General features: G+C 64.9%; 10 protein-coding genes. 3 read left to right on the top strand and 7 right to left on the bottom strand.

What is annotated here, in order from left to right:
• Positions 1-6: 6 nt before the first annotated feature.
• From IVA87_RS26840 to IVA87_RS26830, 3 genes are all read right to left on the bottom strand, one after another.
• Positions 7-708: a TetR/AcrR family transcriptional regulator gene (locus IVA87_RS26840; protein WP_247335812.1), complete on the bottom strand. Its 702-nt coding sequence runs from the start codon at positions 706-708 to the stop codon at positions 7-9.
• 126 nt (positions 709-834) lie between these two features.
• Entirely contained in the window at positions 835-1,425 is a 591-nt protein-coding gene (locus IVA87_RS26835) for a thiamine pyrophosphate-dependent enzyme (RefSeq protein WP_247306862.1), read from the bottom strand.
• Positions 1,422-1,970 (bottom strand): phosphonopyruvate decarboxylase, encoded by a 549-nt coding sequence (locus IVA87_RS26830; protein ID WP_247306860.1) that lies wholly within the window; start codon positions 1,968-1,970, stop codon positions 1,422-1,424. Before IVA87_RS26830 ends, IVA87_RS26835 begins: the two co-directional genes overlap by 4 nt.
• Before the next feature lie 106 nt (positions 1,971-2,076).
• Here IVA87_RS26830 and IVA87_RS26825 point away from each other — a divergent pair, with 106 nt between their 5' ends.
• The 3 genes from IVA87_RS26825 (at position 2,077) to IVA87_RS26815 (ending at position 6,690) form a co-directional block, all read left to right on the top strand.
• Entirely contained in the window at positions 2,077-3,306 is a 1,230-nt protein-coding gene (locus IVA87_RS26825; RefSeq protein ID WP_247306858.1) for a cytochrome P450, read from the top strand.
• Positions 3,307-3,503: 197 nt separating this feature from the next.
• The gene (gene rocD / locus IVA87_RS26820) at positions 3,504-4,718 is read left to right on the top strand and encodes an ornithine--oxo-acid transaminase (protein ID WP_247306855.1); all 1,215 of its coding nucleotides are present in this window, start codon (positions 3,504-3,506) and stop codon (positions 4,716-4,718) included.
• A gap of 523 nt (positions 4,719-5,241) precedes the next feature.
• Entirely contained in the window at positions 5,242-6,690 is a 1,449-nt protein-coding gene (locus tag IVA87_RS26815; RefSeq protein ID WP_247306850.1) for a Spy/CpxP family protein refolding chaperone, read from the top strand.
• 18 nt (positions 6,691-6,708) lie between these two features.
• Here the strand turns inward: IVA87_RS26815 and IVA87_RS26810 are convergent, their stop codons facing one another.
• From IVA87_RS26810 to IVA87_RS26795, 4 genes are all read right to left on the bottom strand, one after another.
• Positions 6,709-7,572, bottom strand: coding sequence for a sugar phosphate isomerase/epimerase family protein (locus tag IVA87_RS26810; protein ID WP_247335809.1), 864 nt, complete (start codon positions 7,570-7,572; stop codon positions 6,709-6,711).
• Positions 7,572-8,777, bottom strand: a complete 1,206-nt coding sequence (locus IVA87_RS26805; RefSeq protein WP_247306845.1) for a dihydrodipicolinate synthase family protein — start codon at positions 8,775-8,777, stop codon at positions 7,572-7,574. Before IVA87_RS26805 ends, IVA87_RS26810 begins: the two co-directional genes overlap by 1 nt.
• 129 nt (positions 8,778-8,906) lie before the next feature.
• Positions 8,907-10,058 carry a Gfo/Idh/MocA family oxidoreductase gene (locus tag IVA87_RS26800; protein ID WP_247306842.1) on the bottom strand — a complete coding sequence of 384 codons (1,152 nt, stop codon included), beginning with the start codon at positions 10,056-10,058 and terminating at the stop codon, positions 8,907-8,909.
• Positions 10,055-11,452 (bottom strand): hypothetical protein, encoded by a 1,398-nt coding sequence (locus IVA87_RS26795; protein ID WP_247306839.1) that lies wholly within the window; start codon positions 11,450-11,452, stop codon positions 10,055-10,057. Before IVA87_RS26795 ends, IVA87_RS26800 begins: the two co-directional genes overlap by 4 nt.
• Positions 11,453-11,711: the final 259 nt, after the last annotated feature.

Raw genomic sequence — 11,711 nt, 5'->3', positions numbered from 1 at the left:
TTCATGTCATGCACTTTCTGCAATCGCCGCCTTGCCGGCATTCGCGGCCTGATTGTGGCCCAGATGCGCAGCAATTGCGGCGTCGTTAAGTCCGATACCCCTCAGGAGAAACTCACAGAGCTGCCGCTCCAGATCGTTTGCCTTGCCGTAAGCGAGACAGGGCGTGGCCGGCAGCCTGGTCAGCGCCGCCGTCATCACCGAATGATGCGCGAACCAGAACAGGTTGAGCGGATCGCCAGTGCACGGCCGTGCGTCCCCCGCGGCCACCGCGCGCTCGAGCGAGGCGACGAAGACAGCCCCGATCAGCGTCTCGATCTTGGCATATAGCAAACGGGCGAATTCGCCATCATCCAAATGGCTCGTGGCCATCAGTCGCAGGCGCTGCGCCTCCTCCTGGTCGGGCCCGTCGGCGATGTGAAGGAAATGCTCGACCATGCCGCGGATCACCTCGACCAGGGTGGCAGTCGAGGGCTCCCGTTCGAGCAGCTCCATCAGGGCCGGATCTGCCTCGCATTCGTCGCTCAGGATCTCGGCGTAGAGCGCCGCCTTGGAGGGGAAATGCTTGAACAGCAGCGCCTCGGAAATAGCAGCGGCGGCCGCCACGCTCTTGGTCGTGGTGCCGTTATAGCCGTGTCGGGCAAAGCAACGTTTCGCGGCACCGAGGATCAATTGACGCCTCAGGTCGCTCGTCATACGCAATGAGCTCATGCTAGTGAGTAAGCACTCACCCACGCAAAAGTCAAGCACTATGCTGCATCGCAACCTCTAGATTGGGTCGAAACTGGCTCGCGCACACGGCGCACGAGCAGGACGACGACATCGGCAAGGCCGGCCCTAAATCGGCCGGAAGCCCAGGTCGCCCCGGAGCCGGTTGACGATGTAGGTCCCGTCCCGGGTCGGCAAGATCCGCTCAACGCTGGCGCTGTCGATCTTCACATTGGCAAAGCGTGGCCCCGCGGAAACGTCGTGGACGACTTTGGCCAAGGCCTCGACCTCGGCCATGGTCGTGACGGCCCGGCTGTCCTCGATGCCGCAGGCCCGAGCGACGCCGACGAGGTCGGCAGCCGCGGAGGTGTGGCTGGTCTGGCCGCCAGTCTCGCCATAGGCCTCATTGTCGAGCACGACGATGGAGAGATTGGCCGGCTTCTGCAGCCCGATGGTGGCCAAACTGCCCATGCCCATCAGCATCTCGCCGTCGCCCGTGATGACCAGCACCGGCAGCTTTGGCTGCGCCAGCGCGAGCCCGAGCCCGATCATCGCAGCTCCGCCCATGCCACCCCAGAGATAGAAGTTGCGTGCGTGGTCGCCGGCCGCGCACATGTCGTTGGTGGAGGCACCTAAGCCGCCAATCGCAACCACATCCTTGCGCTCCGCGAGCAGTGTGGACACCACTTGGCGGCGGTCGAGGAGATTGGCCTTGCTCATTTGGTGAAAACCTTGGCGCCGATCAGGCGCTGCGACAGAAGGACGGCGGTGGGAGTGAGTGCGTTGTAGGCCTGCGCTGCGGCCGCCTCCAGCACGGCCGGCACCTCGGCCGGGTTCGAGGCACGCAGCACCTTGACGCCGGAAAGCTCGAATACGCCCTGCGTGGTCGACCCCATCGGCACCTGCCACGGGTTGAACTCGCCCCACTCGCCGCGCATGGTCACGAGCGTGAGGAACGGAAAGCGCAGGATCGGGATCAGCGACAGCATGTTGATGCAATTGCCGACGCCGCTCGACTGCATCAGCAACACGCCGCGCTGTCCGCCCGCCCAGGCGCCGGCGAGAAGTGCCACGCCCTCCTCCTCCGTCGTCAGCGGTATGCCGCGCATCGTGGAGGAGGCCAGCACGCGCTGGATCAGCTTCGAGTGACCGGCATCGGGCACGTACGGCACCTGCCGGACGTCGAAGCGCTGCAATGTCGCGAAAATATCGTCCGGCCAGAGAACACTCGGGGCCGTGTCGGGAGCGTCAGCGCGCGCGTGCATTTTCCTGTCCGGTCAGCTAGCAAAGACGGCGCGACTGTAGACGCATGCGCGCGTCGGCCAGAACAACAAAAACGGCATATCGGCTTTAACCGGCGAGTATAACGGAATGAACGCAGATGCGAAGGAGCTGGCGGCAAGCTTCGATCTCGAGAAGCTGACGCCCGAGTTCTACGACAACCCCTATCCGACCTATCGTGCACTGCGGGAGAACGAACCGGTCAAACGCCTGCCGAACGGCACCGTCTTCCTGACCCGCTATGACGATCTCGTCACCACCTACAAGAACACCAAATCGTTCAGCTCGGACAAGAAGCGCGAGTTCGCGCCGAAATACGGCGACAGCCTGCTCTACGAGCATCACACCACGAGCCTCGTCTTCAACGATCCGCCGTCCCATACCCGCGTGCGCCGCCTGATCATGGGAGCACTGTCGCCTCGCGCCATCGCCGGCATGGAGGGCGACCTCATCAAGCTGGTCGACGGCCTGCTCGACGCCATCGCCGCCAAGGGGGCTTGCGAGCTGATCGAGGACTTTGCCGCCTCCATTCCGATCGAGGTGATCGGCAATCTGCTCGACGTGCCCCACGAGGAACGCGCGCCGCTGCGCGAGTGGTCTCTGGCGATCCTGGGCGCACTCGAACCGGTGGTGTCGCCCGAAGCGGCCGCGCGCGGCAACAGAGCGGTGCAGGACTTCCTCGCCTATCTCGAGACGCTGGTCGCGCGCCGGCGCCGAAAGCCCGGCAATCCCGAGCGCGACGTGCTGACGCGCCTGATCCAAGGAGAAGGGAGCGAGGAGAACGGCGAGCGGCTGACCGAGAAGGAGCTGCTGCACAATTGCATCTTCCTGCTCAATGCCGGCCACGAGACGACCACCAACCTGATCGGCAACGGCCTCGTCGCGCTGCACCGCAATCCGGACCAGAAGCAGCGCTTGATCGACAACCCCGACATGATCAAGACCGCCGTCGAGGAGATGCTGCGCTACGAGAGCTCCAACCAGCTCGGCAATCGGATGACCACGGAAAAGGTCGAGCTCGGCGGCGTCATGCTCGACGCCGGCACCTCGGTCACGCTGTGCATTGGCGCGGCCAACCGCGACCCCGCACAGTTTCCGGAGCCCGAACGCTTCGACATCGCGCGCACGCCGAACCGGCACCTCGCCTTCGCCACCGGCGCGCATCAATGCGCGGGCATGGCCCTGGCGCGGCTGGAAGGCGCGATCGCGATCTCGCGCTTCCTGGCGCGCTTCCCAAACTATGCCGTGGCCGGGCAGCCGGTGCGGGGCGGGCGGGTCCGGTTTCGCGGCTTTTTGAGCGTGCCCTGCGCGATCGGATGAAGCCTCCAAACAAAAATGACGAAAACAACCCCATGCACAGTAGAGAACCCTCTGACATTTCAGGCAAATCGGGTGGGGGCTACGCCATCGGACGCATGCAGGCTTCCGAGGCGACAAGTTGATACCCAGATCAAGTTGAGGGCCGCCGGCGGTGCAGTCGGTTGACGCCGCCGTGCGCGGCCATGGAGTGACGACACATGAGCTCGTCGGTCATTGATTTCATCGCAACAGAAGCACGCTTTGGGGCCCACAATTACGAGCCGATCGGGGTCGTCCTGTCCCGCGGCGAAGGTGTCTGGGTGTGGGATACCGAAGGCAACCGTTATCTCGATTGCCTCTCGGCCTATTCGGCGGTCAGCCAGGGCCACTGCCACCCCAAGATCCTGGCAGCGCTGGTCGAACAGGCGCACAGGCTGACGCTGACCTCGCGCGCCTTTCACAACGACCAGCTCGCCTTGTTCTACGAGGAAATCGCGGCGCTCACCGGCTCGCACAAGGTGCTGCCGATGAACAGCGGCGCCGAGGCGGTCGAAAGCGCGATCAAGTCGGTCCGCAAATGGGGCTATGAGGTGAAGGGCGTGCCGGACGGCCAGGCCGAGATCATCGTCTGCGCCAACAATTTCCATGGACGCACGCTGGGCATCGTCGGGTTTTCCACCGATCCCGAGACACGCACACATTTCGGTCCGTTCGCGCCTGGCTTCAGGATCATCCCGTTCGGCGATGCCGCGGCGCTGGAAGACGCAATCACGCCCAACACCGTCGCCTTTCTGGTCGAGCCGATCCAGGGCGAAGCCGGTGTCGTCATTCCTCCAGCCGGCTATTTCACGAAGGTGCGCCAGCTCTGCACCGCCAACAACGTGATGCTGGTGCTCGACGAGATCCAGACCGGGCTCGGCCGTACCGGCAAGCTGCTCGCCGAACAGCACGAGGGAATCGAGGCGGACGTGACGCTGCTCGGCAAGGCCCTGTCCGGTGGCTTCTATCCCGTGTCGGCCGTGCTCTCGAACAACGACGTGCTCGGGACATTGAGACCCGGGCAGCATGGTTCGACCTTTGGCGGCAATCCGCTTGCCTGCGCGGTGGCGCGCGCGGCGATGCGCGTGCTGGTCGAGGAAGGCATGATCGAGAACGCGGCCAGGCAGGGCGCGCGCTTCCTCGAAGGCTTGAAGGGCATCCGTGCCAACATGATCCGCGAGGTGCGCGGACGCGGCTTGATGCTGGCGGTCGAGCTGCATCCCGAGGCCGGGGGCGCACGCCGCTATTGTGAGGCGCTCCAGGGCAAGGGCATCCTCGCCAAGGATACGCATGAATACACGATCCGCATCGCCCCGCCGCTGGTGATCACCAGCGACCAGGTCGACTGGGCGCTGGAGCGGCTCGCCACCACCTTGACCCAGGATTTCTCTTGAGGCTGCCTGCGTCGGAAGATCGCAAGGCCGGCCGCGGCCAAGAACGAACGATCCGGCCACCTGTGCGTTGAACGTCGTGGGCGATGACGAGCTGGGAGCTAGAACCATGCTTCCGCGTTGCGTTTGCCTTACGGCTTTTTTAGTTGGTGTCTCGGTGCTGGCGACGAGCGCCGGCGCTTTCGCCCAAGGACTCGGACACGGAAGGGGCGGACCACCCGGTCCGGCCGCAGCACCGGCGGCTCGGCCAGCAGCACCACCGGCCACGGCCCATCCGGCGGCGCCGCCAGCCATGGCACGCCCCGCAGCGCCGGCTTTCCATCATCCCCCGGCCATGCAGCGGCCGGCCATGCCGCAGCGACCAGCCATGGCGCCACATCCGGCGCCGCGTATTGCCTCACCGCCACCGCGCCCGTCCCCACATTTCGCTGCACCGCCGCGGGCAGCCCCGCACGTGGCGACACCGCGGCCTGAATTCCATCGGTCGCCGGCAGCACGGCAACATCCGGCCATGGCGCCTCGGCCGATGCCGCACATCGCGGCCCCATCGCGCCCCAGCGGACCGCCGGCCGCGAGCGAGCGGCTGTCGCGGCGGGATCAGATTGAACAGCGCGCGCAACAGCGCCAGCAGCAAGTCCAGCAGCGTGAGCAGATGGTGCAGCAGCGGCAGCGCGAGATGCTGTCGCGCCAGACGACGGAGCGTCAGACCCGTATCGAACGACTCCAGCAGCGTGTGCAGCAATTGCAGTCGCAAAAGCCGGAAAGCGTGCGGGCGCAACGCCTGCAGCAACGGATGCTCCAGACGCAGAACCGCTTGCTTGATCGCGAGCAGCGCGCGCAGCAGAGCGACCTGGCGCGCCAGCAGCGGCTTGGCCTCCAGGCTCCGGCCGCGCGCGCCCCGGCCACCACGGCCGCCGCGCAGGCTGCTGAGCGCGGGCGGTTTGCCGCGCGCTTCCGTGAGCAGGCCAATCCGCAGACCCAAGCGGCCCTCCTCACCCGCCAGAGCGGCTGGGCTCCCCGGCAGGCTTGGCGTCACCGCCATCCCGCGGCGTTCGTGGCGTGGCTTGGGCCGGTGTTCTGGCCATACGCCTATTCCGACATTTTCAACTACACGTTCTGGTCCTATGCTTATGAGCCCGGCTATTGGGCGTACGCGTATGACGATTTCGTCGACACCGTGTTCTGGGGCGGTGACGGCCCCTATTCCGCCTATGCCAGCACCAATCCGTATGACTATCCGCACGCCGGCGGCGGCCGCCGGGCGCGCCCGCGCGCCAGCGTGAGCCCGCAGACGCTACAGCAATTGTGCGGCACACCAGACAAGGGCGTGACGGCTTGGCCGCTTGCCGATATCGCGAAAGCAGTGCAGCCGACGCCGGAGCAACGCGCGCTGCTCGACGAGTTGAAGACCGCGGCGGCCAACGCGGCCGCCGTGTTCAAGGATTCCTGCGCGGAGACTTATGCATTGACGCCGCCTGGCCGCCTGCGCGCGATGATGAATCGCATCAGCGCGACGCTGGAAGCGGTCAAGATCGTGCGACCGGCACTGGAGAAATTCTACAACTCGCTCAGCGACGAACAGCAAGCGCGCTTCAACGCGCTTGGGCCCCCTGTCGGCGACCGCTCGTCACAGCAGCAGGAAGCGAGTAGCGAGGGTTGCGGCGATCCGAAGTCCGGCCTGACCCAGTTGCCGATCGAACGCATCGACGCCGTTGTCCGCCCGGCCGGCAAGCAGAAGGATGCGCTCGAGCGCTTGGACGACGCGACGAAGCAGGCAGTCGCAGCACTGCAAGCCGTCTGCCCGGACAGTGTGCCGTTGACACCCGTCGGACGCCTGGAAGCCATGGGGGATCGTCTCCAAGCCATGCTCGCCGCCGCCAAGCTGGTGCAACCCGCACTGGACGAGTTCTACGCGACGCTGAGCAGCGAGCAGAAGGCGCGCTTCAACACGCTGCAACAGGTTGCAGGACCGTAAGGGCAGCGCGCGCGTGACCTACACCACCGTCTTGTGCCGCGCGATGCAGGTGCGCAGCACCTCGTCCATCGGTTTGGCCCACCAGTCATTGGAGAAGATTTCGATCTCCGAATAGCCGGCAAAGCCCTGCGCTTCGACCGCTTGACGCACCGATTTGATGTCAATCACGCCGTCGCCCATCATGCCGCGGTCGTTGAGGATGTCCTTGGTCGGCACCATCCAATCGCAGACGTGGAAGGCGAGCAGGCGATCTTGGCCGGCGCGCGCGATCTGGCCCATCAGCTCCGGATCCCACCAGATGTGATAGACGTCGAGCGCAACGCCGAGCATGCCGCTGCGGCCGGGGTCGAGCCGGTCGCAGATGTCGAGCGCCTGTTTTGTGGTGTTCACGCAGGCGCGGTCGGCTGCATAGGCCGGGTGCAATGGCTCGATCGCCAATGGCAGGCCTGCCTGCTTGGCGTAATCGAGCATCTCGGCCAGCGCTTCCTCGACCTGGCCGCGCGCTGCCGCGATGTCCTTCGAGGCCTCGCTGCCCGGCCGCGAATATTGCGGCAGGCCGCCGACCACGAGCACGATGCAGGGCGCGCCGAGCGCCTTCGCCTCGTCCACACAGCGCCGGTTGTCGTCGCGCACTTCGCCCCGCCGCGAAGAATCCGAGGTGAACATGCCGCCACGGCAATAACCTGAGAGATCGAGGCCGGCGTCGCGCACGGCGCGTACCGCGCGGTCGAGCCCGACAGAAGCAACCTGGTCGCGCCAGGGATCGATGGCGCGGATGCGCTGCTTCGCACAGGCATCGATGATCTCGACGAGGTCACCCTGCTTGCGGACCGTCGCCGTGTTCAGCGACAGCCAGCGATGGTCGGACGAGAAATCGCGCATCAGGGTTCAAGTCCGTGCGAGGCCAGCACAGTCTTCATCCGCTGTGTCGCGAGTTCCGGATTGGCGAGCAGGCCAGCCTGATCGGCAAGGCGAAACAGCTCGGCCAGATGCAGCATCGAGCGCGCGCTCTCCTGGCCGCCCACCATGGTGAAGTGGTCCTGGTGGCCGTTGAGATAAGCCATGAACACCACGCCGGTCTTGTAGAAGCGCGTCGGCGCTTTGAAGATGTGGCGCGACAAGGGAACGGTCGGTCCCAGCACGTCGTGGAAGCCGGCTTCATCGCCGGCCGCCAGCCGCGACAGTGCGTAGGATGCTGCCGGCGCGATGGCGTCGAAGATGCCAAGCAGCGCATGCGAAAAGCCTTCGCTGTCCCCGGCGATCAGCTCCGCATAGTTGAAATCGTCGCCAGTATACATCTTGATGCGCTTGTCGAGGCGACGGCGCATATCGATTTCACGCTGCTTGTCGAGCAGCGAGACCTTGACGCCGTCGACCTTGGCAGCGTTGGCGTTGATGATGGCGACCGCAATATCCATCGCCTTGTCGAGATCCTTGGTGCCCCAATAGCCCGTCAGCGCCGGATCGAACATATCGCCCAGCCAGTGGATGATCACGGGCTCACGGACCTGCGAGAGCACGCGATCGTAGACCTTGGCGTAATCATCGGCATTGCGGCCGAACTTGGAAAGCGCCCGCGACGCCATCAGGATGATGCGGCCGCCGACCTTCTCGACCGCCGAGATCTGCTCCTCATAGGCGCGGATCACGTCGTCGAGGTTCCTGGCATCCTCGATCGCGAGATGATCGGTGCCCGCGCCGGAGAACACCAGCGCGTTGCGACGCTTCGCGGCAGCGACCGAGCGCGTGATCAGCTCCAGCGAGGTCGGCCAGTCCAGCCCCATGCCGCGCTGCGCGGTGTCCATCGCCTCGGCAACGCCGAGACCGAGGTCCCAGACGTGCTCGCGGAAGGCGATGGTCTTGTCCCAGTCGACAGCGACCGAAAGCCAGGGATCGTTGTCGGCGAAGGGATCGGCGACCGTGTGCACGGCCGAGAAGGCGATGCGGTTCAGCGGGCCCTCGAGCTTTGCGGGAAACGGGCGCGAGGCCGCGAGCCGATAGGTCTCGATCGAACGATCGGCCTTCGGCAGCTTGAGCGACAATGACGACATTGAAGGAGCAGGCTTGGGCTGGACTGGCTTGTTCATAATTTTTGACCTCTCCCCGTCATTGCGAGCGAAGCGAAGCAATCCAGAGCGTCTCCGCAAAGAAAGTCTGGAATTGCTTCGTCGCTTCGCTCCTCGCAATGACGGCTCAACTGACACTAGGACTCGGCTTCAGGCCTTGATCGGGGCGACGTCGATCCAGCGCCGCTCCTTCCAGCTCTTCAACGCGCACTCGGCGAGCTGCACGCCCTTGGCGCCTTCGAGCAGCGTGAACTTGTAGGGCGCATCCTCGTAGACGTGGCGGATGAACATCTCCCATTGCTCCTTGAAGCCGTTATCGTAGGAGACGTTGTCGGGCATCTTCTGCCAGTCGCCGTAGAAATCGTGCAGCCGCTTCTCATCGGGATTCCACACCGGACGGGGCGTCGCCTGCCGGGCCTGAATCACGCAATCGGTGAGCCCTGCGACCGCGGAGCCGAGCGTGCCGTCGACCTGGAAAGTGACGAGGTCGTCGCGATAGACCCGCGTCACCCAGGACATATTGATGTGGGCGATGACGCCGCCCTTGAGCTGGAACGTCGCGTACGCCGAGTCGTCCGCGGTCGCCTTGTATTTCTTGCCCTGCTCGTCGTAGCGCTCGGGAATGTCTGTGTTGCCAATGCAGCTCACGCTCTCGACCTCGCCGAAGAGATTATCGAGCACGTAGCGCCAGTGGCAGACCATGTCCAAGATGATGCCACCGCCGTCCTCGTCGCGGTAGTTCCAGGACGGCCGCTGCGCCTCCTGCCAACCGCCTTCAAACACCCAATAGCCGAACTCGCCGCGCACCGAGAGGATGCGGCCGAAGAATCCGGAGTCGCGCAGGAAGGCGATCTTCTTCAGGCCGGGCAGGAACAGCTTGTCCTGCACCGTGCCGTGCTTGACGCCCTTTGCGTGAGCGAGTTTCACGACCTCGACGGCCTCCTCGAAATTCGTCGCAATCGGCTTCTCGCAATAGACATGCTTGCCGGCATTGATGGCCTGGGTCAGAAGGCCGGGTCGGGCCTGCGTGGTCGCGGCGTCGAAGAACATGGTGTCGTTCTTGTCGGCGAGCGCGGCGTCGAGGTCAGTGGTCCAGCGCGTGATGTTGTAGCGCTTGGCCAGGGCCTCGACCTTCTCGGCGCTGCGGCCGACCAGGATCGGGTCGGGCATCACGCGATCGCCGTTCTTCAAGCGGACGCCGCCCTGGTCGCGGATCGCGACGATCGAGCGGATCAGATGCTGGTTGAGCCCCATGCGGCCGGTGACGCCGTTCATGATGAGGCCGAGGCGTTGGGTAGTCATGCCAATTGCTCCTGAAGTGATTTTGGCTGTTCGAGCGGGCGAAGCGCCGACCAGTCCGGATGGACCGAGGTGGCGAAGCCCGCAGCATGAAGCGATCCCGTCAGGAGATCGCCGTCGTGAATGGAGAGACGGATGCCCTGCCCGGCATCGGCATAGAGATCGGGATGCGCCGCCGCGAAAGCTGCAGCTTCAGCGGCGGGCGTGTCGCCGAAGCCGTCGACATAGTGATGGCCGTTGCGTTCGGCATGGGTGACGCCGATCAGGGCACCGAGCGCGAGGTCCTGCTGCACGGCAAGGCCGGCTTGGCAGGTCAAATCCTCGGCCGTGACGAAGAACGCCTCGCCTTCCGCGCTCCATTTCGCCGCGCGCGTGGCGTTGACGATGGCCTTGTAGAGACCCTTGCAGGATTTTGAGGAGATACCGCGATAGCCGAGGGCCCGCGCTGCGGGGAACGCATCGTAGCTGTCGTCGGCTTCGTCGATGATGAAACCGCGCGCGGCAAGCGAGCCCAGTGGCGATTGCCTCGTGATGTCGCGCGGCATCGGCTGCTCGACATAGAGCAGGCGCGAGGCGATCGGCCGCAACGCGGGATCGTGATCGAGGCGATCCATCAGCGCCTGCAACGCGGCGAGATCGGCGTATTGCTCGTTGGCGTCGAGCGACACCTTGTAATCATGTCCGATCGTATCAAGCTCCTTGCCGATCCGCGCCAGCCGCACCGCATCGGCGGCGGGATCGCCCGACAGCTTGAGCTTGAAATAGCGAGCACCGGCGTTCTCGCGTGGATCGGCAACTCCGCCGTCACCTTCAACGGCATCATCAAGGCCGACGGTGTGCCTGATGGCAACACGCTCCAGCCGTTTCCGGCTCGAGAGAAACGTTCTGATGTCCCTTTCGCTCAGGTCAGGCGACAGCCGCGCATCGATGCCGGCGATATTAGCGGCCATCCCATCGAAGAAGCTGGTCTCGGCGGCGCGGAGCAGGGCATCGAGGATCGCCTTGTCGATTTCCGCTGGACCATAGGCCGCGGCAAGCGCCGGAATGTTCTTCTTCGCGCAGGTCGCGACCTGGGCGCCGATGCACGAGGCATGCAGATCGAACGCCGTCAAATATCCAGTCCGCGCCAGATAAAGTCCGCGCGCAATCTCCAGCGAGCGTCGCAAACCATCGACCGTCTGCGCCGGCGACAGCTCCGGCCGCTTGTCGAACCATTTCGGCACCAGCAGCTCGGCGCTGGCGCCGACCGCGCTTCCCCTGCCCTCGACCTCGATCTCGACCCGCACGAACAGCTGCGGCGTCGCGCTGATGGTCATCGCGCCAAAGCGGAACGGCCGCGCGAAATGCACGGGACGTTCGAACAATGCGATATCTCGCAGCTTCAGACGGGGTGACATGGTGTTACCGAATGACGGTTAGTGAAGCCGGTGCGACCGCGGAGACGGTGCACCTCGCCCGCTTGCGGGAGAGGTCGGCGCGCAGCGCCGGGTGAGGGTTTTCTCCTCTTGGGGAGTCTTGCCAGCCGAGGCACCCTCTCCCCAGCCCTCCCCCGCAGGCGCAGGGGAATCGCATATGGATTTCTCTGGCCTATTGCATTGGAGAGCAAGAGAGATTCTGAAGACGACTCCCAGAGCATGGAGGGGGTCGGATGCGGAG

This window comes from Bradyrhizobium sp. 147, assembly GCF_023073935.1.
In the GTDB taxonomy this organism is placed as follows: domain Bacteria; phylum Pseudomonadota; class Alphaproteobacteria; order Rhizobiales; family Xanthobacteraceae; genus Bradyrhizobium.
The sequence above is the reverse complement of the archived record's forward strand: the minus strand, read 5'-3'. Positions and strand labels throughout refer to the sequence as shown.

Bases quoted from the DNA above. Each gene is read 5' to 3' on its own strand.
- IVA87_RS26840 (WP_247335812.1), bottom strand. From the start codon at position 708: ATGAGCTCATTGCGTATGACGAGCGACCTGAGGCGTCAATTGATCCTC.
- IVA87_RS26835 (WP_247306862.1), bottom strand. From the start codon at position 1,425: ATGAGCAAGGCCAATCTCCTCGACCGCCGCCAAGTGGTGTCCACACTG.
- IVA87_RS26830 (WP_247306860.1), bottom strand. From the start codon at position 1,970: ATGCACGCGCGCGCTGACGCTCCCGACACGGCCCCGAGTGTTCTCTGG.
- IVA87_RS26825 (WP_247306858.1), top strand. From the start codon at position 2,077: ATGAACGCAGATGCGAAGGAGCTGGCGGCAAGCTTCGATCTCGAGAAG.
- rocD (WP_247306855.1), top strand. From the start codon at position 3,504: ATGAGCTCGTCGGTCATTGATTTCATCGCAACAGAAGCACGCTTTGGG.
- IVA87_RS26815 (WP_247306850.1), top strand. From the start codon at position 5,242: ATGCCGCACATCGCGGCCCCATCGCGCCCCAGCGGACCGCCGGCCGCG.
- IVA87_RS26810 (WP_247335809.1), bottom strand. From the start codon at position 7,572: ATGCGCGATTTCTCGTCCGACCATCGCTGGCTGTCGCTGAACACGGCG.
- IVA87_RS26805 (WP_247306845.1), bottom strand. From the start codon at position 8,777: ATGAACAAGCCAGTCCAGCCCAAGCCTGCTCCTTCAATGTCGTCATTG.
- IVA87_RS26800 (WP_247306842.1), bottom strand. From the start codon at position 10,058: ATGACTACCCAACGCCTCGGCCTCATCATGAACGGCGTCACCGGCCGC.
- IVA87_RS26795 (WP_247306839.1), bottom strand. From the start codon at position 11,452: ATGTCACCCCGTCTGAAGCTGCGAGATATCGCATTGTTCGAACGTCCC.